Raw genomic sequence first — 25,287 nt, forward strand, 5'->3', positions numbered from 1 at the left:
AGTGAATGTAAATAGAAGTAGGTAAAGATAATGACTAAATTTGACTTACGTAGGTTTAACAACAATGATGCTATGTCGCTATTTGATTCCTTAAAAGATGGTCGTGTAATCAAACACATGGCTAGCACTGGTTTTACGATAAAAATTTGTCAGGAAATTGTAGATAAATCTGACAAGCATTGGAAGGAATATAATATCGGTGATTTTGCAGTTATTAATAAAGTAACAAATGAAATTATAGGATGGGCGGGATTTAAGCTTTGGCAAGCAAATCAATTTGAGATTCTTGTAGTATTAAATCCAAGCTCATGAGGGCTAGGGTACCAAGTATATTCAGAACTAATTAATTTGGCAAAAAATAAATTTAAGTTAAATGAAATTTATATTTTACTGCCAAAAACTCGAAAATCATTTCGTGTAGTAGAGTCACTTGGATTTAAATTTAGTGAAGAAACTATGTTTAATGATGAAGTTTTTATTAAGTTCATCAAAAAACTATAAAAGTTTACATTTTTTGCATTGATGCATTTAATCCGCCAATATAAGTTGTAAACCTTATGGAGCAAGCGCTGGTTGTACAGGAACGGGTGGTTGTGGTTGGTAAGCCCCCATTGCAGCTCTTGGCATTGCTCTTTTATGCTTAAAACGTGGTTTTGGATAGACTTGTATGCGACCATTTTGTGCATTAACCACAAAGAAGTTCGTGTTATTATCCTGTGCTTTTTTACCAACATAAACAAGATAGAATACCTGATCTTTTCCAAGGCGAATCGTATCGACTTTTTTGATCTGCTTCTTGTCTGCTTGACCATGTTCAATAAGTCCTGCATTGACCAGAGTTTTAGCTTGTTCCTGTGTTAAGTTGAGTGGCTTTTTATGGGCTTTTTTAACCATCGGGCCTTGTGGTTGCATAGGCATGTTGGGAATGGCATTAGCAATAGAAAATCCACCAATTGCTGCTGTTGTCACTGCTAGAGTTGTGATAAGCTTTTTCATAGGTATCTCCTTAATTATAAACGATTTGAATCATTGCATTTGGCGATGCAAGTGTTAGTTTATAAATGAAACGTAATAGGCATATGACAAATGGAAAGTTTTTTGTAACAACTTTGTTATATATACCACTCGCGAATCATTTTGCGGTGTTTAATGTTGAAGAAGTTTTTGATAGTTTTGAGTCATTGGGTTGCAGGTAATAGCTCGGACTATTAGCAATATTTGATGACTCAAAAGAACAAGAAATTCAATGGCAGAAATAGGGTAAAATGGTTTGCGGGTGGTATAAAGTGACTTAGATTTATTTTGTCATGGGTATGCTCAACGTTAAAAGGGAAGAAGTATGGATAAAAAACGTGTATTAATTATTGATGATGACAAAGAAATAGGCGCATTATTATCAGAATTTTTGAGTAACTTTCATTACGAAGTCATCTATTTTCTAGACGGTGATCAAGCGATTAAAGCGATGAAAAACTCGCTTTTTGATATTGTCCTTTTGGATATTATGTTGCCAAATACAAATGGGTTTGAACTTTGTAAAATCCTGCGTGAAAGTTATGATGTTCCCATTATTATTATCAGCGCGCTTGATCAAGATAGTGATCGGATTTTAGGTCTTGAAGTTGGCGCGGATGATTATTTGCCAAAGCCGTTTAATACAAGGGAATTGCTGGCAAGGATGAAAGCACTTTTACGCCGCGCAAATGGTCATATGATTAAAGGAAGCTCAACAAGGCACATGGTTCATTTTGAAAAGTGGAAGCTTGATAGACACAGGCATGTGCTTGTCGATCAAAATGAGATCACCATTGCATTAAGTGCTAAAGAGTATCGCTTGTTGGAGATATTTTTGGCACATCCAAATCAAATTCTAACGCGTGATCAAATTATGGAACATCTATATGATCGCGATTTTGACCCATTTGATCGAACAGTTGATGTATTGATCGGTCGTTTAAGAAAGAAAATTGAGGTGGATTTGAAATCCCCCAAATTGTTAAAAACAGTGCGCGGTGAAGGATACCAGTTCTGTGTTTCAAAACATGATGTAGGGTAATAAGTCATGAAAACAAAATTAGCAAAGCAAACCTATTTGATCTTAATCAGTGGGCTTTTATTTATGGGTTTTTTACTGTGCTTGATTGGCTTTCAATTAAAAGAGCTCTCTGGCAACAGCATTTATGGGCGCATGGCACAGATGAATATTTTACGGATATTAAATGATACGAATCAGTCAGTTGATGAGCTTAAAAGGCGCTTAGAGATGATCCCCGGAATTCGTGTAAGGCCTGATAAGAATGTTCAGCAGCGACAAGAAAAGCGACAGTTACCAGTTTTTATGCTTGGCGAGTTAAAACCACCATTTGACTGGACGCGGCCTTTTATTATTGATTATCAAAATAAGAAGATACTCGTTAATTTCACTGCCTTTAATATGGTATCGGTGATGGTGGGTATTTATATTTTTGTGATGGCAATATTGGTGATTGCGATGCTGCTTTTGTGTTATTGGGCAATGAGACGCTTAGAGAAAATAAACCTTTTGGCAAGGGCTGCATTGGCGCAATTAGCAGAGAATATAAACACACAGATTGTTTTACCGATTGATCATCGAGAGGCGGCATTATTACATAATGATATACAGCGAATTCAAAATATCATGCAAGAGTCATTACAAAAAAGAACACAAATGCTGGCAGCTATTTCACATGATTTGAAAACACCTATTACACGTTTGAAACTTAGAGTTGAGCTATTGCATGAGCATGAGAAAAAAGAGGCGCTATTAACAGATATTGAAAAACTAGAGAGCATGTTGGCTTCTATCCTTGCCTTTTCAAAGAACTTCTTACAGGAGGAAAACACGGTACAATTTAATCTCTCAGATCTTGTGAGTTCACTGTGTGAAGATGCAGTGGATATTGGAGAGAGTATTGATGCCGAAATTGAGGAGAACATTCTCTATCAGGGGCGTTTGATGGGAATCAAGCGTGCCATTGGTAATGTGCTTGATAATGCACTTAAATACGGAAAGGTAGATGTTGTTGTTAAATTATTTGAAGATAAACAAAAAAAACGGATTCTCTGTGAGATTAGCGATCAGGGAAAAGGGGTAGATGCGTCTTTGTATCAAAGGTTGTTTGAGCCCTTTTATCGTGTTGATCAATCAAGGGGAGATCAAGTGTCAGGTTCAGGTTTGGGCTTAAGTATTACCAAAGAAATTATCGAAGGGCATGGTGGTAAAATCAGGCTGATGCCTCGAAAACCACATGGATTGTTGGTGCAGATTGTTTTGCCGTGCTCTTAAAGAATATTTCATACTAATTTTGTGCATTTATAGCACTTTTCCTTTGTGGGGATAAAAAATTTTGTTTTTTTCCTTGAAATCAAAAATCACAGCTCCATATATCTCGGTGCAACTTAACAAACAAATGAATGTTAAACGGTTATAGGAGTAAAACATTATGTCAATTCGTCCATTACATGACAGAGTCTTAGTGCGTCGTGCTGAAGAAGAAACTACAACAGCCGGTGGTATTGTATTACCAGGCAGCGCACAAGAAAAACCAATGCAAGGTGAAATTATTGCAGCGGGTAATGGTAAGATTTTAACAGATGGTGGCGTTCGTGCGCTTGATGTTAAAATTGGTGATAAAGTTCTTTTTGGCAAGTACTCAGGCACAGAAGTGAAGCTTGATGGTGAAGAGCTTTTGATGATGCGTGAAGAAGATATTATGGCGGTTGTTGAGTAATCTTTTGCTCAGTACCATTCAAAAATTAAAAAGATAAAGTTTAAAGAAGAGGAAAATTTTATGGCAGCTAAACAGGTAATGTTTTCAGATGATGCACGTTCTCGTATGCTAGAAGGTGTTAACACATTAGCAAATGCAGTTAAAGTAACACTTGGGCCTAAAGGTCGTAACGTTGTATTAGACAAGTCTTTCGGTGCACCGAATATCACAAAAGATGGTGTTTCTGTTGCAAAAGAAATCGAGTTAGAAGATAAGTTTGCTAACATGGGCGCGCAAATGGTTAAAGAAGTTGCTTCTAAAACATCTGATATTGCAGGTGATGGAACAACAACAGCAACTGTTTTAGCGCAAGCAGTTTTAACAGAAGGTTTAAAAGCAGTTGCAGCTGGTATGAATCCGATGGATCTTAAGCGTGGTATCGATAAAGCAACAATCAAAGCTGTTGAAGCATTAAAAGGTCTATCTAAGCCATGTTCTGACAATAAAGCGATTGAGCAAGTTGGAACAATCTCTGCGAACTCTGATGCAACTGTAGGTAAAATCATCGCTGAAGCAATGGCAAAAGTTGGCTCTGAAGGTGTGATTACGGTTGAAGAAGGCAAAGGCTTTGAAGATGAGCTTGACGTTGTTGAAGGTATGCAGTTTGATCGTGGTTACTTATCACCATACTTTGCAACAAATCAAGAGAATATGACAGCTGAGTTAGAAAGCCCTTATATTTTATTGGTTGACAAGAAAATCTCCAATATCCGTGATTTACTTCCAACACTAGAAGCAGTTGCAAAATCTGGCAAGCCACTTTTAATCATTGCTGAAGATGTTGAAGGTGAAGCCTTAGCAACACTTGTTGTGAATAATATTCGCGGTATTGTTAAAGTTGCAGCGGTTAAGGCACCGGGTTTTGGTGATCGTCGTAAAGCAATGCTTGAAGATATCGCTATTTTAACAGGCGCAACAGTGATCTCTGAAGAAGTTGGTCTATCACTTGAAAGTGCAACTTTAGAGCATCTTGGTACAGCTGGCCGTGTTCAAATTACTAAAGATGACACAACAGTGATTGATGGCGCAGGTCAAAAAGAAGCAATTGATGCGCGTGTTTCACAAATTCGTAAGCAAATTGAAGAGTCTACTTCTGATTATGATCGTGAAAAACTACAAGAGCGCCTTGCTAAATTAGCAGGCGGTGTTGCCGTTATCCGTGTGGGTGCTGTTACTGAAGTTGAAATGAAAGAGAAAAAAGATCGTGTTGACGATGCGCTTCATGCAACTCGTGCAGCGGTTGAAGAAGGTGTTGTTGCCGGTGGTGGTGTTGCGCTATTACGTGCACAAGCAGCTATCTCTGAGTTAACAGGTGACAACGAAGATCAAAACCACGGTATTGCTTTAATGCGCCGTGCAATGGAAGCACCTCTTCGTCAAATCGTTAAAAATGCTGGCGGCGAAGCATCTGTTGTTGTAAACAATGTTCGCTCTGGCGATGGCAGTTATGGCTATAATGCAGCAAATGACAGCTATGGCGATATGATTGAAATGGGTATTTTGGATCCAACAAAAGTAACTCGCTCAGCATTACAACACGCAGCATCTGTTGCAGGTTTAATGATTACAACTGAAGCCATGGTTGGTGAAATTAAAGAAGACAAACCTGAAATGCCAGCCGGTGGAATGGGTGGCATGGGCGGAATGGGCGGCATGCCTGGGATGATGTAATCCTTTCGCTTAAGCTAAAACCAGTAGTTTCAATCTGGTTATTCTAAAATAAAAAGCCACTGTGATGTTGTTACAGTGGCTTTTTTTGTGCATAGCAAAAAAGTTATAAATTGTAAGGAAACTACATGGATTTTATGGAAGATAGTCGGTAGAATCATAGCAATATGCACTGATAGCAGCATAAAGCATTACAAATTTGAGCGTTAAAATAGGCTCGAATGTGTTTGATTGCTATAGCGCATACTCAGAGGTTTACTGTTTTGATAGCTGTAGACGATAGTTACAAATAAATGCGTATTTGCATAGCTTACAAGGAAAGGTGTCAGTTGTTGCTGACATAGTCAGGTTAGCAAGTTTGTTTGTAATAGCAGTAGTAAAACCCAATAGATGGCAATGAATCATTGTTATGTATCAACCAGTTAACTCAGGGAGAGAATAATGCAACCAAAAGAAGTGAAGGCGCAAAAAAGTAATTTGGCTCAAAATAGAGATAAGTTACGTGAGGCACAAGAGATGAAAAAGCTCGGTGTTCCAATTTCGGTGATTGCGAAAACAACAGGCTTAACACCAAAGCAAATTATTTCAAATAAATCATAAAAAGGATGATCTATGCATTCGGCAAATATAACTGTCAGTGATGGAGCTGTACTACATTATATGGAGTCAGGCTCAGGGCAAAATATGTTAATGCTATCAGGTGGTGGATTTGCTGTGAGAAGTTTTAAGCACCAGATAGAACACTTCTCACAAAAAATGCATGTAATTGCACTTGATAAAAGAGGGCATGGCGATTCTGAAAAAGTTGTCCATGGTTATCGAATCGCACGATTTGCTAAAGACTTACATGATGTGATAGAAGCGCTGGGGCTAGATAATATTACCTTACTTGCACATTCGCTTGGTGCGGCAATGGTTTATGCATATATTGATTTATTTGGCTGCGATAAATTATCAAAACTGATTATTGTTGATGAGCCGCCGGCACTATTGATCAATCCTATTTGGTCGGAAGATGAAAGAAAAAGTTACGGTGCTATTTATGATGCGGCGAGTTTACATGAGTTAACAAACGGATTTGTTGGTGATGATGTGGAGGCGCTTAATCAAAAAATTGTTGATGTGATGACCACTCAGTATGCAACAGAAGAGCAAAAGGCCTTTTTGAGAAGTTGCATTGATATTGAAGGGGCGGCTGCACAGAGGCTCTATTTAAATAATATCATGCAAGATTTTCGTGATGTAATGGAGAAAATTACGATACCAACATTATTTATCACCGGCGATAATAGTCTTCACCCACCGGAATCACATCATTGGATGCATAGCAAAGTGCCCAATTCAAAACTTACTCTTTTCAGTGAAAAAGAGGGCGGGAATCATTTTATGTTTATAGAGAATCCTGAAAAGTTTAATGAGGTAGTTGATAAGTTTATTTCCAATTCATGATAGATTTTTGTTCAAAAATATTCAAAAAGCATTTATCTCCAACTAAGATTAAAATACAATCTAATTTAAGTTATTCACTGATCAGTAGTCATGGATGATTTAAATGTGATGAAAGTATCGTTTATAAAAGCTAAACCAAGGTTAATAAGTTAAGCGCTTATTGAAAGGCTATAAAGTGATAGTATTTTCGACTTGGAGTTGTATCTGATATTAATTTTAGTACTAGATATGCACTTTTAAACACTAAAAATAGCTGAAGTTACCAACTATGGAGGATGCGTATGCGATTGTTAAGAAAGATATGGGCGTTGGAAAAGGAATTTATTAAAGAGACAAAATCAGAGGATGGAAGGTATATTTCTCATTTGTTGTTGTTTAAATAACTAGGCGCATAAGCTGGCTGATAGCTTTACCGGCCAAAGAAGTATTTTCGATGCATTGCATCTATTGTTTTCCAGCGCACATCATCATACGGAAGCAGGTTAGAAGCAAGATAATCTCTTTCACTATTAAATGAAATCTCATCATTATCTGCACCATAAACAGCTAATAGTTTAATGCGAATATCTAGGTTTTTAGGTTCATGGTTAAGCGCTTCTTGCAAGGTTGCTTTTGCTTGAGGAATGTCACCTTTAGCGATGTATTCATCAGCTTTTTTTAAAATATTGTTTAAATTAAAAGGTGCCTTTTTTTGCGGGTGTGGAATGTCTTTAGCATCAATATTCGGCGTATCAACAAGCTTTTCTTGATAGAATGCATCTTTCATGTTTTTTGTACTGTTTTGCTCTTGTTTTTTTGAGCGTCGGCGCCAAAGAAATACAACCAAAATCACCAATATAACTAAAAGAAACCAGCCAAAATTAGTACTGGAGCCATCTTGTGCTTTTTCTGTTTTGACAGGGCTCGTTGCTTCTTTATTGTTGTTTCCTTGAATAACAGCCGGTGGAACAATCACTGTGTTACTATTGCTCGCTGTATTTTGAGCACCTTTATTTTCAGGTGTTACTTGTGCATTGACTGTATTATTTTGTGGTGGGTTGTTAGTGGCGCTATTAGTATTAGGTTCTGTTGTTTTAGCTGCGCTGATACTTTTAGTATCTGAGCTTACAGCTGGGGTGCTTGGTGTAGGGTTTTTACGCACATATTGAGAGTGCCTTAAATGATACAGTTTTAAACCATCCTCAACCTCGCTTTTGCTGTCAGGCAAAGCAAGTTTTTGATTGATATTAACAATGTCATCATTGATCGATGGGTTTTCTTTAGAGTTGATCCCTTTGATTGCTTTAATTAAATCTTTACTACTATAGCCTTTTACAGGGTGTTTGCTGGCAATTTTCCATAGCGAGTCGCCGGATTTTACCGTATAGACGGTAATGGAAAATGCCGGTAGTGTGAAAATAGCAAAGCTAAGTGAAATAAGGATTTTAAATGTGCTACGCCGTGACACGTGAATGCTCTCTTTGAATAAACAGGTTATGACTGTAAATTGTAATCTAAATATTCTTTGATGCCTATAGTCTTCTGTAGCGCATATCAGGAAAATTCAAATGACTTATTAATTGACACACACATTAAAACAAATTACCCTTTGTCGGATATGATACTAAGCTAGTACTATTTCATGTTAAGAGTGAGCAAGTTGGCTGATTATGGGGTAATGATTGTTGTGAGGATGGCAAAAGATCCAATGCGCTTATATAGTGCAACGGAGCTAGTTGAGCTGACACGTTTAAATCTGCCAACAGTCAGAAAAATTCTTAAATTATTGAGTGTTAATGGTGTGTTAAAAGCAAAGCGTGGCGTTGAAGGTGGCTATGTATTGTCAAAAGCAATCAATAGCATTTCGATGGTTGAAATTATTGAAGCCATTGATGGCCCAATCGCCTTTACTGAATGTTGTGTTGATGATGCACATAAGTGTTTGACTATTAATTGCCAAATGCACTCACATTGGAGAATTATCAACCAAAAGGTAAAAGGGGCATTGTCACATTTCATGCTTTCTGAGTTAATCAACAATGACAAAATAAAAGACAATCAAGAGAATAAAAAAAGTGGGTATAAGCAAGAGATAAATCACTATGGCGGATGAAAAAATTAATAAATTTATCAATGATGAATACCAGCATGGGTTTGTTACTGATATTGAGCAAGAAACTTTCCGTGTGGGATTGGATGAAGAGATTATTGCCAAGATTTCAGCGCGTAAGAATGAGCCGGCATTTATGCTTGAGTGGCGTCTTCAAGCCTATAAAAAATGGCTTGAAATGAAAGAGCCCACTTGGGCACATGTAAAGTATGAGCCTGTTGACTATCAGAAAATTAGTTATTACTCAGCACCAAAATCAGATAGTGATCGCCCAAAATCTTTAGATGAAGTTGACCCTGAGCTACTTGAAACTTACAACAAGCTTGGTATTCCGCTTCATGAGCAAGAGATGCTTGCTGGGGTTGCTGTTGATGCGGTATTTGATTCGGTTTCAGTTGTCACTACTTTTAAAGATAAGCTCAAAGAAGCTGGGGTGATTTTCTGCTCTATCTCAGAGGCGCTACAAGAATACCCTGAATTGGTGAAAAAATATTTAGGTACGGTTGTTCCACAGGGAGATAATTATTTTGCTGCGCTTAATTCGGCAGTATTTAGTGATGGCTCTTTTGTTTATATTCCAAAAGGGGTGCGTTGTCCGATGGAGCTCTCTACATATTTTAGGATTAATGCTTCAAATACAGGGCAATTTGAACGTACATTAATTATTGCCGATGAAGGAAGTTATGTCAGTTACTTAGAAGGCTGTACAGCGCCTATGCGTGATGAAAACCAGCTTCATGCAGCAGTAGTTGAACTGGTTGCATTAAAAGATGCTGAGATTAAATACTCAACGGTACAAAACTGGTATCCCGGTGATAAGGATGGCAAGGGAGGTATCTACAATTTTGTCACCAAACGTGGGGTATGTAAGGGAGATAATGCCAAGATATCATGGACGCAAGTTGAAACTGGCTCTTCGATCACATGGAAATACCCCTCTGTGATTTTGAAAGGAAATAACAGTGTCGGTGAGTTCTATTCTGTAGCATTGACGCGTCATGCACAACAAGCAGATACCGGCACAAAGATGATTCATATGGGTAAAAATACCAAAAGTACGATTATCTCTAAAGGTATTTCAGCTGGCAAAGCACAAAATGCCTATCGTGGTTTGGTACGCATTCTCCCAACGGCAGATAATGCAAGGAATTTTTCTCAATGTGATTCACTGCTTATTGGGCATCACTCAGGTGCGCATACCTATCCTTACATTGAAAATAAGAATAATAGCTCTCAGATTGAGCATGAAGCAACCACCTCAAAAATATCAGATGAGCAATTATTTTACTGTCGTCAGCGCGGTATGAGTGAAGAAGATGCGGTGGCGATGATCGTGAATGGTTTTTGTAAAGATGTATTTAAAAAGCTGCCACTAGAGTTTGCAGTAGAAGCACAAAAACTAATGGAAGTCAGCCTTGAAGGGGCAATTGGTTAAACTGAAATAAACGAGCAAAAAATGTTATTAGAAATTAAAAACCTACATGCAAGTGTTGAAGATAAAGAAATTTTAAAGGGTGTGAATCTAACGATTAAAGCAGGTGAAGTTCACGCAATCATGGGGCCAAATGGTGCAGGGAAAAGTACTTTAGGTAATATTTTATCTGGGAAAGATGGTTATAAGATAACAAAAGGTGAAGTGCTTTTTAATGGTAAGAGTATTTTGGATTTAGACCCAGAGGAGAGGGCTGCTTTAGGTGTGTTTTTAAGCTTTCAATATCCAGTTGAGATCCCCGGTGTGAGTAATACGCAATTTCTAAAAACAGCGGTTAATAGCGTGCGCAAAGCACGAGGTGAAGATGAACTTGATGCGATGAATTTCATGAAGACACTTCGCCAAAATATGCAGATTTTGCAGATGGATCAAAAATATATGAAACGTGGTGTAAATGAAGGCTTTTCAGGTGGCGAGAAAAAAAGAAATGAAATGCTTCAGATGATGATGCTTGAACCAAAGTTGTGTATTTTGGATGAGACGGATTCAGGTTTAGACATTGATGCGCTTCAGGTTGTATCTAAAGGGGCAAATCATATGCGCACGGAAGATCGAGGATTTATTGTTATTACGCACTACCAGCGCCTTTTAAATTATATTACACCGGATTATGTACATGTTTTAGCCGAAGGTAAAATCGTTCGCTCTGGTGATAAAACACTAGCGCTTGAGCTTGAAGAAAAAGGTTATAGCTGGGTTAACGCATAGGAGCTAAATGATGTTACATCTGGAAAAGTCCTTACAAGATCTATTTGAAGATGTTGGTGAAGCGATGAAACTTCGCTCATCGTATTGGGAGAAGTTTCAACAAAGCGGATTACCAAGCAAAAAAGAAGAAAATTGGAAATATACAGATATTCGGTCGCTGTATAAAAAATATGGCATTGATAAGCTGCAGGCCGAATGTAATTGCCAAGAAGAGTTTTGCTCATTGGTGAAGCTTAATCTGGATGACAGTAATTATAATATTATTGTTTATGATGGCAGTATCATGCATGATGATGTTGCTCAAAAAGGGGTGAAGCTTAGTGCCATAACGCCAAAGCTCTCTGAGAATGTAACTAATGAGAGTGAGCTTGTTTCATTAAATCAAGCGGCATCAGTCAGCGGCATTTCACTTGAAGTTATGGATGATGTTGTGTTAGATAAACCAGTTGTGATTTCCTATGTGCAAGATGCATATAATCATCGCTCGGTGATGAATTATCGAAATAGTATTCACTTTGGTCAAAATGCAAAAGGGATGATCTATGAGCGTTTTATTAACCTTACAGAGCATAACTCAGCACTTAATATTAGAAGTGACTTTGATTTAGAAGCTGGGGCGAGCTGCCAATTTGATCGAGATCAAGGACAAAATGAGACATCTTTACTATTAACGTATCATTGTGAAATAAACCTCAAAGAAGCTGCCAAGTTTTCAAGTTTCCATCTTGTTTCTAATTCAGCACTAACACGTTATGATTTCCATGTGAATTTAAATGGCAAAGAGGCTTTATTTGATGCCGATGGAATTTATATTCTCTCAGCTAAAGCGCATTTAGATTATCACTTTTATGTGAATCATTTGGCTTCTTACACTCAAAGTGATGTTAATTTCAGAGGTGTTGTAGGGGGTGATGCCAGGGCTGTGTTTAATGCAAAAGCCATGGTAGGTGAAGGACTTTGTGGCATCAAAGCGATGCAAAATAATCGTAATCTACAGCTGACAAAAACTTCAGAGATTAATACTAAGCCTGAGCTTGAAATCTACTCAGATGATGTGGTTTGTTCACATGGTGCGACCGTGGGGCAGCTAGATAAAAGTGCACTTTTTTATTTAAGATCTCGCGGTATTGATAAAAAAGATGCTGAAAGACTTTTGATGGAAGGTTTTACCAAAGAGGTTGTGTTAGCTTTAACAAGAGATCAAAAGAAGATAGAGCATTATATGGAGATATTGTCTGAATATTTGCAGAATATAGGAAGCTAGATTATTGTTGTGATGCGTCGCAAAGGCGTTTCACTTTTTCAAGGAAAGCCTGCATGGAAAAGGGCTTTTGGATAAAATCAACAAAGCCTCTTTTTCGAAGTTCAATAATTTCATCGTTTTCGGTATAACCACTTGAAAATAAAATAGGCACCTCAGGGTTAATCGCTCTTAAAGCTTTAAATGCATCTATCCCATCCATAACAGGCATGATTAAATCAAGTATAACCATTGTGATATGTGCTTGATGTTCCTCATAAAGCGCTACGCCAATTTGACCATTTTCAGCAGTAAGATATTCGATGTCTTCATTAACGCTTTCGATAAAGCCCATTGCAACTTCTCGGATGATCTCCTCATCATCAATAATCAGAATTTTTTCTGCTTGTATCTCTAGCACAGTGCCATCCTTTGGTAAGCATTTGATATTATCAGTATATACCAAAATGCTGCAAAATCATCCTCTATACATGGATGCTTAAAACTTATACATCAATCCCAGGGTGTATGAGCCAACATAAGATGAACTGCCGCGGTTATCAGTAAAGAAACGGCTTGATTGGAAAAACAGGTTAAAGCCAAATAAATCGTATCCAACTTGAATGGCCGCTGCAGGGCGCCAAAGTGTTGAAGGTATCGCTGAGTCATTAACGTTAAAGCGATTATAAGCATAGCCAAGTTTGGCGGCAAGGTTAAGACCAAGTGGAAGATCGACTGTTGCTGTGGCATAAAGTGGAATGTTATACATGCCGCCACTTTGACCATTTGTGTCAATGGCTTTGCCAACATAGTTATATTGCGTTTCAAGGCCGAGGCTTAAAATAGGAAGTATTTTAAAGTCATACCCGGCAAGAAGTGTGGTTGCAAGGTTTGTGCCACCGTTTAGATTCTCTGAAGTCCCGCTGACCCCAGCGCCTGCACCAATATAGGGGCCTGCATTCAATGAGCCAATAGCTAAAGTACTGCATGCGCTTAAAAGTAAAATTTTTTTGATCATATTATTTCTACATTCAAATGATAAGAGTGCTTACTATAGCACTTTTTTTGCTGTGTTAAGAGTGAGCGAGTGGTATATAGATGAGATGCGCTAAGATTTCAATTTCGCTGCACTTTGAATGAGCGCGGCAATCACTCCCCATAGATAATTAAACACAATGTTCATAAGTACGATTTGAAGTGGTGCATGAATCCCAAATAAGCCGTAACCTTTGGCTGGGAAAAGGATAATAAAGTTAAATAGTATCACTATAATGCCTAAAATAGAGCCACGAATAAGCACACCTTTTGGTTTTGGGATAACCAGTAAAATAGCCCAGATACCTCCCCATACCATAAGCTTGTAGAGTTGTTGCTTAAATTCAGCATTGATAACAAGCGTTCCATGGTGCATGACTAAGGTTGCAATAAAAAATAAAAAAGCGGCACTGATAAGCCCCGCAGTAAATGAAATAAATAAGAGGTTTAATGATTTTTTCACACCTATTTTCCCTGTTAATCGTGTTATGACTAGTCCAAGTATAGAAAACACCTGTGAAAAATATACCCCTAATCGATTATTTTCCAGTATTATGCTTTGTACTTAGAGTTGATAGCTGGGTTAATATGGCAGTGAATAATCATTTATTAGAGAGAGTTGAGAAGTTTATACAAACGACATTGGCAACTTGGTCAGAAGTAGGAGTGGATAGAGAAACTTTTGATTTTATTGAAGCTTTAGACTTTGATGCAAAACCACTTAGAAAGCTTGCGCGTAGAGGCAGAGTGCAAGCAAGGCAAATTCTAACGTTGGCAATGGCAAATAAGATGGGGGATGATCAAAATAATACCTATCTTTCACTTGCTGAGAGTGTTATTGAAAAAGGGCTTAATCACTATCTGGAAGATGGGGCATTAATTGCTAAGTTAGATCATAATAAAGAGAAAGATGGACATTTATTTGCCTATGAGCAAGCCTTCTTATTATCAGCCTACGCTTGGCTTTATGCTGCAACAGGCAAACAAATATATGCACGAAAAGCAGAAGCGATCTGGCAGTGGCTAGAGACACATTTAGCAAATCAGCAATATGGCGGTTTTAATATTTGCCTGCCAGATGATGAGAATAATCAAATACGCCAACAAAATCCGCATATGCACCTATTTGAAGCGTGTTTAATTTGTGTTGAACATATAGGTGAAAACAACTGGTTGGAGCGAGCACATGGATTATTTAGTCTCTTTGAAGCACATTTCTATTATCAAGGTTCAAATAAGCAAAAAGTACTATTAGAATTCTTCACAGATAACTGGAAAAAGGATGAGCGCAAAGGGGATATTATTGAACCTGGACATCACTTTGAGTGGGTTTGGCTTTTATCTGAATATCAGCGTTTAGGATCAGTGGATACAAAAAGCTATCAACAAGCACTTTTCCAAACTGGCATAAACTATGGATTAAATGCGCTTGAGTTTGGTGTGGATGAGTTAAATTTAAAGACGATGGAAGTTGCTCGTCCTAGTACTCGATTATGGGTTGAATGTGAGCTATTAAAAGCCTATGTCGCGATGAATGAATTAGATAAGGCAGATGAGTTGGTAGATAAGCTATTTAAGCATTTTTTAATTGAAGATAAAGGCATTTGGTATGATCAGCTGAATGAAAATCAACAGAACATCGCAAAAAATGCCCCAGCAAGTACATTATATCATTTGTATATTGCGTTGAATGAATATAGGAAAGCTGGGCATAAACCCAACTAGAGCATTTGAGTAAACTTATTGATGAATCGTTTCATATGTGGATCGGTTCGTTCATAAGGAATATTATTTAGATCAAACCACTGAATATCTAAAAACTCGTCACGGTCATATTGATAATCAATTTTGATACTTCCTTTTATTACATACCATAAACTGACATCAATATGACCTGCAGTCTTGCCCACCGTTAAGGTCTGAGTAATAAAAATGGGTGTTTCATGCCAGAAAATAGCCTCAGTTTTCAGCTCCTCTTGACACTCTCTTTTGACGGTGTCAGCAGGGTCTTCGTTTAGCTCAACATGCCCTCCTGATGGGAGCCATAACTCTGCATTTCTATGATCGACAAGTAGTACTTTTTTGCATGTTTCATCAAATACTACGAAATAGGAAACTAAATGCTTATTTGGGTGATTAGGCTTGCGTATCCTAAAAATTTGCTCGCCACTTTCAACCCAAGAAATAGTATCATGGAGATGATGTTTTTCTAATGAGTCATAAGGATGGATTTTGTCTAGAATATCAAGAATGTTTTTAATTTGGTCGTTTATTATAATATCAGGCATAATTGTCTCTGGGGGTAGGTTTTTTAGTTGAATTTTATAGCTTTAAGGCACCGCCATTTCTAATTTGAAAGAGTCGGCAATATAAGATATAGCTAGTGCCTGTCAAATTCTGTCGTATGTAAAATCGAATTGCAAGCACAGCACTCTGGATAGATTAACAAATAGTATTAAGTTAGAAGTGACGAAATTTATATGAATAGAGAACAGCAGTGTTACGATGTAATATAATCTAAAGCCCCAATTAGTCCGCTGGAATTATTTGTATTTTGAGGGGTGTAGCAATAGTTAATTCCTTGACTACCAAACTCTGTAACATTACAGATTGAACCCTTGGCAGTTGTGGTAACTTGTTCTAGGGCAGCATTTGGGTTGCAGTAACCCCAAGCATTATAATACACACGCTCGGCTGTCAACGTCGGGATGCTGGATTGCTTTTGTGCATTTTGAAGCTCATACATTAAGGGATTTTCATAGCTTGTGCCATTTAAGATATTGCTTGCCATCAGTGCATAATCAGCTATCGCTGGATGTACTGCTGCATAGTTAGAACTAAGATTGTAGGTGATTAAATCACTTGTTGCTCCATAGGTTTTTGAAAAATCCGCGCATGAGTTAAGCGTTTTTGTCGAACCTGCTGGTTTAGCTAATTGTGCATAAGGAACTAAGATATTACTTTGATCGACAAAGAATATGTTTTTTGCTTTATTGACATTACTCTCACCATAGAGATTAGCAAGCTTTTTCGCATAATAAGCTGTGGCGTAGTATGCATATCCTGTTACGCCATCAATCGAACTTGTATGCGTTCCTGATCCATCTGGCCAGAATGAGCGTTCAGGTACGCTGGCAATCACAAAAGCATGAGGAACGCTTCCCATTGAAGTATTAATCTGGGATATAATTGCTTTTACTCTTGCAACAATTGTGTCAACAAAATTGGCACATGCTGAGCTATCTTGCATGCCTTCGATACAAGTGGAGCGTATAGAGTAGTTTTGTGTCAATGCGGAAAGATCATTTGTTCCAAGTGAGATAACAAATACGCTAGGAGATGTGCCTATTTCACTGGCAAGCCAGCCTTGATTGGGTGCGGGGAAAAGACCATTTGTATTGCCTGTCGAAGTTGGCGCATTAAGATAGTTATTAAACTGAGTTCCAGTTAAATCTGTGCATGAAGGCGCTGAGGCTAAGGTTGGTTGATAGTTTGTGGTATCCCAGTAGCCAAAGTTAGGATCGGGATTAATAATGTGGCTTTGTGAATCAGTGTAATAGAAACTCGGCTGTATTGAAGCACTTTTGTTTAACGCGCACAGCACATCAAAAGTGGTTGCACCTTCGGCTCCGATATAGTCATAGTTCTGTGTTTTACAGAGCACTGAGTTACTGTTTGTGCAGCTTATGCTTGAGGGAATAGGGCTTGAGCTAACCTGAGTACCAACACGATTTCCAATTAATTTGACATTCCAAGTAGCCTGATTACTCGTAATAAACTTTAATTCAGCAGGGGTGCTCGTGGCATCATATTCAAATTTGCTACTTGTTGAAGCAAGCTGTAGGGTATAACCCCTAAAGCCACCGGTATCCGTTCCTGGTGCATCAAACACCGGTGCAAGATTCCCACTGTTATCAAAGTTTACTTGCACTGGTTCTGAGTAGGTTCCAGCCACGTGTGAGTTAGTAATCGAATCACCAATAAAAACGATCTTTACAGTATCATTTGTGCTGCTGGCAAGTAAAAAACTTGGGGTGGCCAACAGCAAGGCTAATGATTTTTTCATTTAATTTCTCCATGAAAAGTGGACAATCCACAAAATGATGTTTTGATATAAAAACCTGAATATTAAGCGCTATTTTCCTCCGGTATCATATGAGGAGTTTTCTTGCTGAGAGAGTCCAGAGGCTTGCTGAGAGAGAGATACATCGCCCATCTTCTTATCTGGGCTAAAGGCGCTACTCACACCAGAGGCGCAAGCAGAAAGTGATAAAGCAGCAACGAGTAAAGTAATAGCAGTATAGGTCTTTTTCATAATAATCCTTATTGTCATTTATCAATCTGAAGATCTCTCAGATTGGTTTGTGTTTATACAATCATCCGGTAACGTATTTAGCATATGTTTGAAAATACGATCGTTAGCCAATTAAGTTTGTAAAGGAACTTGTATTTGGCATAAGATTTGTTCTAATAGAATTAAGCGAAAAACTAACTCCTTTAGTTCTAAAACGTCCAAGTGAGATAATATTAACCTAAAGGTGATATTATGTATACAGTAGTAACTACGGTTATGGTTTGCTTGGCCAGTAGAGGGCTTTAGCTGTATTGTAAAAGATATCTCCTTGTAGCTCCTTTGGTGTTAATTTTTGAAGTGTATTTTGCCAAAGCTCATAGTTATCGGTATTACACACAGGGTGATTTGAACCATAGCATATTCTATTTGCAGGGATATAAGTGAAGATATAATCAAGCGCACGCTGTAAGTCATCTGATGTGTTGCCATCTAACATAAAAAAACCAGAGAGCTTTACGTAGATATTCGCTAGCTGTGCAACATTCTGTATCATCTCTTGCCATAAGCTAAACTCTTTTTTTTGCTGGCAAAGAGGGAGTCCCATGTGTTCAATGGCTGTTGTTGCATTGCTTTTCTCTATTACATCAAGGGTGTTTAGAATCTGTTGCGGATACATCTGACATTCAAAGATCATTTTTGTTGTGCTAAGTAAAGTTAATTTGTCAGTGAAATCTTGAGGCAAACGACTATTTTTTAATGGTGAGTAGCTGCTATGATCATTATGTGCCAAAATTTGTCTGACCCCAGAGACGCGTTTATGCTCTGCAAGCTTTTGAATCGTAGTTTGATAGATTTTAAAATCTGTAAAGTAATCTATGCAAGAGATATAACGCATATCGGTGGCTGGATACTCTCTATCGAGCCAGTTGATTTCTTTAAAAGTATCAACAGCAGAATCATGGGCTTCAATATGTACAAAAGCGCTTGCATTTAGGTTCTGAGGGCTGAAGTCCTTTTGTAGCTGATTGGGTGCATTTTCCACCCAGCGGTTGATGTTGTTACTAAGCTTCCAAAAATGAATATGGGCGTCAATGATATCCATGAAGATTACTTATTCTTTTGATGTATTTGCTAGTATCACAGCATTTACAAAATCATCAACAATTATTCGCATGATTCGGACGGCGTTGGAAAGCAAAATGGAGCGGGAAACGAGGTTCGAACTCGCGACCCCAACCTTGGCAAGGTTGTGCTCTACCACTGAGCTATTCCCGCAAAATATGGCGCGCCCGGAAGGATTCGAACCTCCGACCGCCTGGTTCGTAGCCAGGTACTCTATCCAGCTGAGCTACGGGCGCGTATTGGATGTTATTCAGTTACGTTGAAGGTAACTTGAAAACGAGATGAATGATAGAGCTTTGCAGGAATGATGTCAACGCTTATTTAATTGAAAAGTATGGTTTTTTTGCTATTCAATATTTTTGATTATGAAGTATTCAGTACGCTATTTATGCTGGTTTGTTTTCGATATACTTTTTCCTAGATTAGTTTTTCATCAAAGTAAATGACTGGAGGCAGTTTTATGATATCAGACATTAAAAGAAAAGCTTTGGCAACTGTTGCAATACTCAGTGTGTTGGCAGTAAGTGCAAATATAAGCCATGCAAATAACATTCACAGCATTAGGACTAATATGGAAGGTGTGAAAAACTTTACAAAAATTCACGATTTACAGCTTAATAATCCCGGCAACTCGTTTATCAAGGTATTGGGTGAGAAGCTAAAAGCAATGGGGAAATATCCCTCTCATGCTTATGCAACAAAGGTATTTAATTTTGAGTTAGACCATGATCGTCATTACATGGCAATTGGGATGTCAAATGGTGAAGTGATCTTAACGCAAATCACGCCAGATTTTATGCCAACTAATGTTATTGTCTATGACCAGCATAATAATCTACAAATGGGGCATCCTGTTTCAGCGCTTGCGTTGGGACCTGGTTTTTCCGAGCCAAATTTATATATCGGTCATCAAACAAGGAGTATTACGACAGATCAAACAGATAACAGTTTGCTTGCTTGGTTTTGGCCAAACCATAATGTATACGAAGAGAAAAGAGTGACAGAGCACCATGGTGGCAGATTGGAGGTGATTCGTCTGGGCAGTAAAGATGCGAAAGCTCAGGCATCGGCCCAAATGATGGATAAAGGAAGCTATGGCGTTGACACACTTGTGCCATATTTATCCTATAACGGTAAAAGCTATATGTATGTATCTTACTCGGGATACAGTGCTATGCAGTATGTGGTAACAATTGGTGTTGATTTGGAGTTCTGGAAAAAAATACCTTATGCTTCAGGTTCATTGACTAAAGAAGGGGTGAACCAAAAAGATGTAAAGGGACTATTTCGTGTAGATCTTGACGCAGGTGAAAAGGGTAACTGGAGTGTGCAGGATGCCAAGATTGATCCCAATGGAATTAGTACCATGCTAGATGAGGGTGGGCATATCTTTATCGGTTATCAAAATGGGAAAGTGGTTGCGATTAAAGAGAAAAATAATGGCAATGATATCGTGCCAGAGGAAATACTTCCATCTGGATTTGGTAAGGTTGAGACCATTCAATATGATTATAGGAATAATACGATTATGGTCGCAAGAAACCAAGGTGATTCATTAAGTCAGATTTATTTATTAAAGCTTGATGATCATGATAATATCATTCAAAAGAAAGAACTTGGGACAAAGTGGAATAGAGTGCGTACAGCAATAGTGGATACAAAGCGACATATTTACTATTTAGGGATGAGAGGTGGCTCAGTACAAAGTATTACATTGAATAATGATGGTGATGTTAATGCTGCTAGTATAAAAGAAGTTCAACCACAAGGCTGGGCAGATATCAATCGACTTGAGCTTCAGGATGATAAAGATGGACACACTATGTATGTAGGGATTAAGGATGGCGCGGTGGAAAAAATCACTTTGAACGCTGAAGGTGAAAAAGAAGGGCAGGTAAATGAATTAATTCATCCAGATACATTTGCAAGAGAGGATCATAACCCTGTGACAGAACTTACTTACCTTAGCAATAATAAACTTATCGTTGGGGTTGGAACAGGTGATGCCAATCAACATGTCGGACATAGGGATGGCTATCATGCTGCTACGTATCAAGATGACGATGATTTTTATGTGGGAATGTCAGGCGGGCAATATCAAGTAAATACTGATAAAACAGGTGAGTATAAAACGCTTGTTAAGAATGCTTTTGTAGGAAGTTGTCGTGTAAAAGTTACAGTTAGGGAAGGGTATATCACGAAAGATCCTACTTGGAAAGACTGTAGCGAGGATGAGTGGCATGATTATGCGCCAAAAGGCCAGCCAAAATAATTGCATAATATCCTGCCAAAGGATATAGTTTTGAGTCAGTTAGGATAAGTTTTATAGATAATGAATATAAATGGCAGCATTCTTAAGAAATTATAAAAGAATTGTCGTAAAAATTGGCTCATCGCTTCTTGCTGATAATAAGTTTGTCATTCGGCAAAGTTGGCTTTCAACACTGGTAGAAGATTTAATGATGCTGTGCGATGAAAAAATAGAGATTGTACTTGTCTCCTCAGGTGCAGTTGCGCTTGGGCGAGGAAGTTTTCGCGCTGAAGTCGCACAAAGAAAGCTAAGCGTAGCTGAAAAGCAGGCAGCAGCAGCCATTGGACAGATTAAACTACTACATACTTACCAAAGTGAGTTTCTTAAATATAAGCGTGAGATTGCTCAGGTACTTTTGAGTCTTGATGATAGTGAAACAAGGCAGCGTTATATTAATGCGAAAAACACGCTAGAGATGCTCCTTAAGCATAAGCTGATTCCCATTGTTAATGAGAATGACACCGTTGCAACTGAAGAGATATCTTATGGTGATAATGACAGACTTGCTGCGCGTGTTGCGCAGATGGTTGATGCAGATCTTTTGATTTTGTTATCCGATATTGATGGCTTGTATACGGCAAACCCTAATTTTGATAAAAATGCGAGGCATATTCCTCTTATTGAAACTATAGATGCTGATATTAAATCAATGGCTGGGGAAAGCCATACTAAAATTAGCTCTGGTGGCATGATAACCAAAATCCTTGCTGCTGAAATTGCAGTGGAAAATGGCGCAGATATGATTATTTGTAATGGCATGCAAGATCATCCGATAAGTAAGCTGAAAAAAGGCAGCTACAGTTTATTCAAAGGGAGACAACAAAGAGCAGATGCAAGAAAACGCTGGATTTCAAATCATCTTAACGCTAAAGGTACTTTGGTGATAGATGAGGGTGCCAAACAGGCGCTTCTTCTAGGGAAGAGTCTGCTGGCAGCAGGCATTGTATCGACTGAAGGCAGCTACCAAGCCACGGATATGGTGAATATTTATGATAGTAATAATACCCTGATTGCGCTTGGCATGATTAACTATCACAGTGAAACGATTGCACTGGTCAAGGGGAAAAATAAGCAAAAAATGCAATCACTGTTAAATAATGAGAGTGTCAAAGCTGTGGTGCATAGAAATGATATGGTGATGTTATGAGTAGTGCCAATATGGAATATGAGATTAAACAACTTGCAGCGAATGCTAAAAAAAGTGCACACCAGCTTGCGATGACAACAAATGAGCAGCGAAATCACGCACTTCAGCTTATTGCTCAGCGTTTAGTTCATGAAAAATTAGCCATTTTAAAGGCAAATCAAAACGATTTGGATCAGGCAAGAGAAAAGGGTCTATCCCCTTCGATGATAGATCGATTAAAACTTGATGATAAACGTATTGATGCCATGGCAGATGGACTGTTAGAAATTGCCAAACAAGAAGATCCGCTGGGGCGTACATTGTGGCAAAGTGTTAGACCTACAGGGCTTGATATTCGTTCAATTTCAGTGCCACTTGGTGTCATTGCAGTGATCTATGAAGCAAGGCCAAATGTGACGGTGGATGCGGCTGGACTTTGTTTGAAATCAGGCAATAGTGTTGTGCTTCGTGGCGGCTCTGAGGCAAAATACTCAAATAGAATGATCGTTGAGATTATTCATCATGCGCTTGAGCAATCTGATATTTCTCCAGATGTGATTCAATTTGTGAATACGCAAGAAAGAGATGCAATTAAGCTGCTTGTCAGTCAAAGTGATAGTATTGATGTTGTTGTGCCTCGAGGTGGAAAAGGCTTAATCAACTATTTAACAGAGCATAGTAAAATCCCATTATTTAAGCATTTAGATGGTATTTGCCATACGTATATTCATAAAGAGGCAGATGCAAAAAAAGCGCTTGATGTGTCACTTAATGCAAAGATGCGACGTACTTCTATTTGTGGTGCGACAGAAACAATATTGGTTGATCGAGCACTTAGTAAAACGATACTTCCTAAGCTACTTAATCTTTTAGCAAGCGCAGGCTGTGAAGTGAAAATTGACCCTATGCTTGAAGGTGAGTATAGGGATTATCCTTTGGCAAATGATGAAGATTGGGGGCGTGAATATCTTGATAGCATTGTCTCTGTAAAGCTAACTGAAGATATAGATCACGCAGTTCAGCATATTAATCACTACGGCTCACACCATACAGATAGCATTATTACTGAAAACCTTAAGATGGCAGAGTACTTTATGCGCTCGGTGGATAGTGCAGTGGTGATGCATAATACCTCAACGCAGTTTTCAGATGGGGGTGAGTTTGGTATGGGCGCTGAGATTGGCATTGCAACAGGGAAGCTTCATGCAAGGGGACCAGTTGGAATTAATCAGCTGACAACGTTTAAATATTATGTTGTTAGCGATGGTGCAACAAGGAAGTGATTAAACTTGCCATATATCAAAAAAATATGACAAGCTGCTAAATATCTATTGTTTTCTCGTATCAGGTTTGTTAAAACTGAATGTATAAAAATAGAACGAAAAGTTAGGGTTCTATTTGTTACAACAATTTGAATAAGTACTATAACCTAAGAGCAGGTTGTCATAAATAAAAGGCAGGAATATGGTCAAAAAAAGCCTGAGTTTCCTTTTACTGATTTTAATGGGAACGTCATTAAGCTTAACAGTATTTGCAACATCAACTGAATCAAAAGTATCAGATGCAACGAATGAAACTGCGTCATCTACAAGTGCAAAAACCACAGCGACAGAAGATAATTGGACATTGTTTAAAAGTGGTGTGGCAAGTGCCTCAACCGCAACTAAAAACTCTGTTTCAAATGCTGCAGATGCAACTGGAGATTATGTTGATACCAATTGGGGAAAAGCCAAAGTGATTGCAAGTGAAAGTTGGAGCAATATCAAAGCATCAACACAAAAAGGCTGGGAGAGTGTGAAGTCATCCACCAAGTCAACTGCCGATAAAGTAGATGCTTATTTCAACCAAAACGTAACAAAAACAAACCAATCTAAACAAGGAGATGAAAATAAAAAATAGTTGATTTTTTTATTTGGTACGCGCTGGTATTTTAAGCTTAACAGCACTATCTTTATAATTAGAGAATAATACAACCCGCAAACGCAAAAAAGCAAATTGTGGAAAATATGGAGGACAATAACTATGCCAATTCAAATTACAGGTCGTCATCTAGAAGTCACCCCAGCACTTAAAGAGTATGTCGCAGAAAAAATGAATAAACTCAATAATCACTTTGACCATATTATTGCCACCCGTGTTATTCTGTCAGTAGAGAAAGATAATCAGTGTGCAGAGGCCGTTGTTAATGTCCCTGGGACTGAATTTGTTGCTAAAGCTGAGAATTTTGATATGTATTGTGCGATTGATATGTTGGAGGACAAGCTTGATGCGCAAGTTAGAAAGCATAAGCAAAAACTCAAAGATCATCGAGCAGAACGTTTGAAAGCTGAAGAAGTAAAGACTGAAGAAGAAGCAGAGCTAATTAAAGAAATAGACGATTTCCCTTCAGCGGAACAATATTCTGATGGCACTCGAGGCTGATAACCGATAAAATGCTCAGACGTTTTGTTATCAAAGTTATATAAATCCTATCTTTTTTATGAATCTAGAGTCAACAATGAACTTTCTTTCTCCTTTTATCTCTCAAGAACGTACTTTAAATAAAGCAAGCCTTTCAAGTCAAAAGCGGGTGTTTGAAGTGCTCAGTAATTTGTTGCAAAACCCAGATGATGGGGTTAGCGGAGATTTAATTTATCAAAAATTATTTGAGAGAGAACGAATTGGTAGCACGGTGATTGGTCGAGGCGTTGCGGTTCCACACTGCCGAGTTGAAAAACTGGAAGTGACTCGTTTGGCCATTTTAACTTTGGAAAGTCCTTTAGAGTACGATACTAACCAGCAGGCAGTAGAGGTTTTTATTGCAGCTATTTTCCCACTTGAAGTGAATGATGTTCATATACAATTTATGGCTGAGTTGGTTAAGTTTCTAAAAAGACCTAATATGCTTGAACATATTAGAAAAGCAGACTCTAATGAGGCGTTGTATGCATTATTCTCTCAATAGAATGCTAATGCTGGGTTA

The 25,287-nt window shown here is 38.2% G+C and carries 27 protein-coding genes and 2 tRNA genes; 18 read left to right on the plus strand and 11 right to left on the minus strand.

Annotation, left to right across the window (positions count from 1 at the left end; all coding sequences use genetic code 11):
• The first annotated feature begins 30 nt into the window (after positions 1-30).
• Entirely contained in the window at positions 31-312 is a 282-nt protein-coding gene (locus tag A37Q_RS0100605; RefSeq protein ID WP_018298319.1) for a GNAT family N-acetyltransferase, read from the plus strand.
• 243 nt (positions 313-555) lie between these two features.
• Here A37Q_RS0100605 and A37Q_RS0100615 read toward each other — a convergent pair whose 3' ends face one another.
• The gene (locus A37Q_RS0100615) at positions 556-996 is read right to left on the minus strand and encodes a hypothetical protein (protein ID WP_018298321.1); all 441 of its coding nucleotides are present in this window, start codon (positions 994-996) and stop codon (positions 556-558) included.
• 343 nt (positions 997-1,339) lie between these two features.
• Between A37Q_RS0100615 and A37Q_RS0100620 the strand changes: the two genes are divergently transcribed.
• From A37Q_RS0100620 to A37Q_RS14260, 6 genes are all read left to right on the plus strand, one after another.
• Positions 1,340-2,056 (plus strand): response regulator transcription factor, encoded by a 717-nt coding sequence (locus A37Q_RS0100620; RefSeq protein ID WP_018298322.1) that lies wholly within the window; start codon positions 1,340-1,342, stop codon positions 2,054-2,056.
• Between the two features lie 6 nt (positions 2,057-2,062).
• Positions 2,063-3,307 carry a sensor histidine kinase gene (locus tag A37Q_RS15700; RefSeq protein ID WP_018298323.1) on the plus strand — a complete coding sequence of 415 codons (1,245 nt, stop codon included), beginning with the start codon at positions 2,063-2,065 and terminating at the stop codon, positions 3,305-3,307.
• Between the two features lie 157 nt (positions 3,308-3,464).
• Complete coding sequence (groES, locus tag A37Q_RS0100630; RefSeq protein ID WP_018298324.1) at positions 3,465-3,752, plus strand: co-chaperone GroES; 288 nt, start codon at positions 3,465-3,467, stop codon at positions 3,750-3,752.
• Between the two features lie 60 nt (positions 3,753-3,812).
• The gene (gene groL, locus A37Q_RS0100635; protein WP_018298325.1) at positions 3,813-5,462 is read left to right on the plus strand and encodes a chaperonin GroEL; all 1,650 of its coding nucleotides are present in this window, start codon (positions 3,813-3,815) and stop codon (positions 5,460-5,462) included.
• A 438-nt stretch (positions 5,463-5,900) separates the two neighbouring features.
• Positions 5,901-6,059 carry a hypothetical protein gene (locus tag A37Q_RS16350; protein WP_018298326.1) on the plus strand — a complete coding sequence of 53 codons (159 nt, stop codon included), beginning with the start codon at positions 5,901-5,903 and terminating at the stop codon, positions 6,057-6,059.
• A gap of 12 nt (positions 6,060-6,071) precedes the next feature.
• Positions 6,072-6,908, plus strand: coding sequence for an alpha/beta fold hydrolase (locus tag A37Q_RS14260; protein WP_018298327.1), 837 nt, complete (start codon positions 6,072-6,074; stop codon positions 6,906-6,908).
• A 409-nt stretch (positions 6,909-7,317) separates the two neighbouring features.
• Here the strand turns inward: A37Q_RS14260 and A37Q_RS0100650 are convergent, their stop codons facing one another.
• Positions 7,318-8,355, minus strand: a complete 1,038-nt coding sequence (locus tag A37Q_RS0100650; protein WP_018298328.1) for a type IV pilus assembly protein FimV — start codon at positions 8,353-8,355, stop codon at positions 7,318-7,320.
• A gap of 174 nt (positions 8,356-8,529) precedes the next feature.
• Between A37Q_RS0100650 and A37Q_RS14265 the strand changes: the two genes are divergently transcribed.
• From A37Q_RS14265 to sufD, 4 genes are read left to right on the plus strand one after another with little or no spacing between them, the layout of a single operon-like run.
• Positions 8,530-9,000 (plus strand): SUF system Fe-S cluster assembly regulator, encoded by a 471-nt coding sequence (locus A37Q_RS14265; RefSeq protein ID WP_018298329.1) that lies wholly within the window; start codon positions 8,530-8,532, stop codon positions 8,998-9,000.
• Positions 8,990-10,432: a Fe-S cluster assembly protein SufB gene (gene sufB, locus A37Q_RS0100660; RefSeq protein ID WP_018298330.1), complete on the plus strand. Its 1,443-nt coding sequence runs from the start codon at positions 8,990-8,992 to the stop codon at positions 10,430-10,432. The genes A37Q_RS14265 and sufB overlap by 11 nt, the downstream gene beginning before the upstream one ends.
• A gap of 21 nt (positions 10,433-10,453) precedes the next feature.
• Positions 10,454-11,197: a Fe-S cluster assembly ATPase SufC gene (sufC, locus tag A37Q_RS0100665; RefSeq protein WP_018298331.1), complete on the plus strand. Its 744-nt coding sequence runs from the start codon at positions 10,454-10,456 to the stop codon at positions 11,195-11,197.
• Positions 11,198-11,204: 7 nt separating this feature from the next.
• A complete protein-coding gene (sufD, locus tag A37Q_RS0100670) occupies positions 11,205-12,461 on the plus strand; it encodes a Fe-S cluster assembly protein SufD (RefSeq protein ID WP_083906938.1) in 1,257 nt (418 codons plus the stop codon).
• A gap of 1 nt (position 12,462) precedes the next feature.
• On the opposite strand, the gene A37Q_RS14270 is transcribed toward sufD, so the two are convergent.
• The 3 genes from A37Q_RS14270 to A37Q_RS0100685 form a co-directional block, all read right to left on the minus strand.
• Positions 12,463-12,858 carry a response regulator gene (locus tag A37Q_RS14270; protein ID WP_051074460.1) on the minus strand — a complete coding sequence of 132 codons (396 nt, stop codon included), beginning with the start codon at positions 12,856-12,858 and terminating at the stop codon, positions 12,463-12,465.
• A 78-nt stretch (positions 12,859-12,936) separates the two neighbouring features.
• A complete protein-coding gene (locus A37Q_RS0100680; protein WP_018298334.1) occupies positions 12,937-13,455 on the minus strand; it encodes a porin family protein in 519 nt (172 codons plus the stop codon).
• 90 nt (positions 13,456-13,545) lie between these two features.
• Complete coding sequence (locus tag A37Q_RS0100685) at positions 13,546-13,935, minus strand: hypothetical protein (RefSeq protein WP_018298335.1); 390 nt, start codon at positions 13,933-13,935, stop codon at positions 13,546-13,548.
• A gap of 53 nt (positions 13,936-13,988) precedes the next feature.
• Between A37Q_RS0100685 and A37Q_RS0100690 the strand changes: the two genes are divergently transcribed.
• Entirely contained in the window at positions 13,989-15,197 is a 1,209-nt protein-coding gene (locus tag A37Q_RS0100690) for an AGE family epimerase/isomerase (protein ID WP_154648591.1), read from the plus strand.
• Here the strand turns inward: A37Q_RS0100690 and A37Q_RS0100695 are convergent.
• From A37Q_RS0100695 to A37Q_RS0100720, 6 genes are all read right to left on the minus strand, one after another.
• Positions 15,194-15,760, minus strand: coding sequence for an NUDIX hydrolase (locus A37Q_RS0100695; RefSeq protein WP_018298337.1), 567 nt, complete (start codon positions 15,758-15,760; stop codon positions 15,194-15,196). The two genes, A37Q_RS0100690 and A37Q_RS0100695, sit on opposite strands and share 4 nt — an antisense overlap.
• Positions 15,761-15,972: 212 nt before the next feature.
• Complete coding sequence (locus tag A37Q_RS0100700; protein WP_018298338.1) at positions 15,973-17,538, minus strand: hypothetical protein; 1,566 nt, start codon at positions 17,536-17,538, stop codon at positions 15,973-15,975.
• A 69-nt stretch (positions 17,539-17,607) separates the two neighbouring features.
• On the minus strand, positions 17,608-17,787 hold the full coding sequence (locus A37Q_RS0100705) for a hypothetical protein (protein WP_018298339.1): 180 nt from the start codon (positions 17,785-17,787) through the stop codon (positions 17,608-17,610).
• A gap of 253 nt (positions 17,788-18,040) precedes the next feature.
• Complete coding sequence (locus A37Q_RS0100710) at positions 18,041-18,868, minus strand: amidohydrolase family protein (protein WP_018298340.1); 828 nt, start codon at positions 18,866-18,868, stop codon at positions 18,041-18,043.
• A 98-nt stretch (positions 18,869-18,966) separates the two neighbouring features.
• Positions 18,967-19,041: transfer RNA gene (locus A37Q_RS0100715), tRNA-Gly, on the minus strand.
• Between the two features lie 6 nt (positions 19,042-19,047).
• Positions 19,048-19,124 (minus strand) — tRNA-Arg (locus A37Q_RS0100720).
• Positions 19,125-19,348: 224 nt separating this feature from the next.
• Between A37Q_RS0100720 and A37Q_RS0100725 the strand changes: the two genes are divergently transcribed.
• The 6 genes from A37Q_RS0100725 to A37Q_RS0100750 all read left to right on the plus strand — a co-directional run bounded on the left by A37Q_RS0100725 (position 19,349) and on the right by A37Q_RS0100750 (position 25,269).
• Positions 19,349-21,160 (plus strand): hypothetical protein, encoded by a 1,812-nt coding sequence (locus A37Q_RS0100725; protein WP_018298341.1) that lies wholly within the window; start codon positions 19,349-19,351, stop codon positions 21,158-21,160.
• 70 nt (positions 21,161-21,230) lie between these two features.
• The gene (proB, locus tag A37Q_RS0100730) at positions 21,231-22,346 is read left to right on the plus strand and encodes a glutamate 5-kinase (protein WP_018298342.1); all 1,116 of its coding nucleotides are present in this window, start codon (positions 21,231-21,233) and stop codon (positions 22,344-22,346) included.
• On the plus strand, positions 22,343-23,608 hold the full coding sequence (locus A37Q_RS0100735) for a glutamate-5-semialdehyde dehydrogenase (protein WP_018298343.1): 1,266 nt from the start codon (positions 22,343-22,345) through the stop codon (positions 23,606-23,608). The genes proB and A37Q_RS0100735 overlap by 4 nt, the downstream gene beginning before the upstream one ends.
• A gap of 181 nt (positions 23,609-23,789) precedes the next feature.
• Complete coding sequence (locus A37Q_RS0100740) at positions 23,790-24,224, plus strand: hypothetical protein (RefSeq protein ID WP_018298344.1); 435 nt, start codon at positions 23,790-23,792, stop codon at positions 24,222-24,224.
• 123 nt (positions 24,225-24,347) lie between these two features.
• Positions 24,348-24,746 carry a ribosome hibernation-promoting factor, HPF/YfiA family gene (gene hpf, locus A37Q_RS14275; protein WP_018298345.1) on the plus strand — a complete coding sequence of 133 codons (399 nt, stop codon included), beginning with the start codon at positions 24,348-24,350 and terminating at the stop codon, positions 24,744-24,746.
• A 76-nt stretch (positions 24,747-24,822) separates the two neighbouring features.
• Positions 24,823-25,269 (plus strand): PTS sugar transporter subunit IIA, encoded by a 447-nt coding sequence (locus A37Q_RS0100750; RefSeq protein ID WP_018298346.1) that lies wholly within the window; start codon positions 24,823-24,825, stop codon positions 25,267-25,269.
• The last annotated feature ends 18 nt before the right edge of the window (positions 25,270-25,287 follow it).

The organism is Fangia hongkongensis FSC776 = DSM 21703 (genome assembly GCF_000379445.1).
GTDB lineage: Bacteria > Pseudomonadota > Gammaproteobacteria > Francisellales > Francisellaceae > Fangia > Fangia hongkongensis.

Coding starts and splice junctions, on each gene's coding strand:
- A37Q_RS0100605 (WP_018298319.1), top strand. CDS start 31: ATGACTAAATTTGACTTACGTAGGTTTAACAACAATGATGCTATGTCG.
- A37Q_RS0100615 (WP_018298321.1), bottom strand. CDS start 996: ATGAAAAAGCTTATCACAACTCTAGCAGTGACAACAGCAGCAATTGGT.
- A37Q_RS0100620 (WP_018298322.1), top strand. CDS start 1,340: ATGGATAAAAAACGTGTATTAATTATTGATGATGACAAAGAAATAGGC.
- A37Q_RS15700 (WP_018298323.1), top strand. CDS start 2,063: ATGAAAACAAAATTAGCAAAGCAAACCTATTTGATCTTAATCAGTGGG.
- groES (WP_018298324.1), top strand. CDS start 3,465: ATGTCAATTCGTCCATTACATGACAGAGTCTTAGTGCGTCGTGCTGAA.
- groL (WP_018298325.1), top strand. CDS start 3,813: ATGGCAGCTAAACAGGTAATGTTTTCAGATGATGCACGTTCTCGTATG.
- A37Q_RS16350 (WP_018298326.1), top strand. CDS start 5,901: ATGCAACCAAAAGAAGTGAAGGCGCAAAAAAGTAATTTGGCTCAAAAT.
- A37Q_RS14260 (WP_018298327.1), top strand. CDS start 6,072: ATGCATTCGGCAAATATAACTGTCAGTGATGGAGCTGTACTACATTAT.
- A37Q_RS14265 (WP_018298329.1), top strand. CDS start 8,530: ATGTTAAGAGTGAGCAAGTTGGCTGATTATGGGGTAATGATTGTTGTG.
- sufB (WP_018298330.1), top strand. CDS start 8,990: ATGGCGGATGAAAAAATTAATAAATTTATCAATGATGAATACCAGCAT.
- sufC (WP_018298331.1), top strand. CDS start 10,454: ATGTTATTAGAAATTAAAAACCTACATGCAAGTGTTGAAGATAAAGAA.
- sufD (WP_083906938.1), top strand. CDS start 11,205: ATGATGTTACATCTGGAAAAGTCCTTACAAGATCTATTTGAAGATGTT.
- A37Q_RS0100680 (WP_018298334.1), bottom strand. CDS start 13,455: ATGATCAAAAAAATTTTACTTTTAAGCGCATGCAGTACTTTAGCTATT.
- A37Q_RS0100695 (WP_018298337.1), bottom strand. CDS start 15,760: ATGCCTGATATTATAATAAACGACCAAATTAAAAACATTCTTGATATT.
- A37Q_RS0100700 (WP_018298338.1), bottom strand. CDS start 17,538: ATGAAAAAATCATTAGCCTTGCTGTTGGCCACCCCAAGTTTTTTACTT.
- A37Q_RS0100705 (WP_018298339.1), bottom strand. CDS start 17,787: ATGAAAAAGACCTATACTGCTATTACTTTACTCGTTGCTGCTTTATCA.
- A37Q_RS0100710 (WP_018298340.1), bottom strand. CDS start 18,868: ATGGATATCATTGACGCCCATATTCATTTTTGGAAGCTTAGTAACAAC.
- A37Q_RS0100725 (WP_018298341.1), top strand. CDS start 19,349: ATGATATCAGACATTAAAAGAAAAGCTTTGGCAACTGTTGCAATACTC.
- proB (WP_018298342.1), top strand. CDS start 21,231: ATGGCAGCATTCTTAAGAAATTATAAAAGAATTGTCGTAAAAATTGGC.
- A37Q_RS0100735 (WP_018298343.1), top strand. CDS start 22,343: ATGAGTAGTGCCAATATGGAATATGAGATTAAACAACTTGCAGCGAAT.
- A37Q_RS0100740 (WP_018298344.1), top strand. CDS start 23,790: ATGGTCAAAAAAAGCCTGAGTTTCCTTTTACTGATTTTAATGGGAACG.
- hpf (WP_018298345.1), top strand. CDS start 24,348: ATGCCAATTCAAATTACAGGTCGTCATCTAGAAGTCACCCCAGCACTT.
- A37Q_RS0100750 (WP_018298346.1), top strand. CDS start 24,823: ATGAACTTTCTTTCTCCTTTTATCTCTCAAGAACGTACTTTAAATAAA.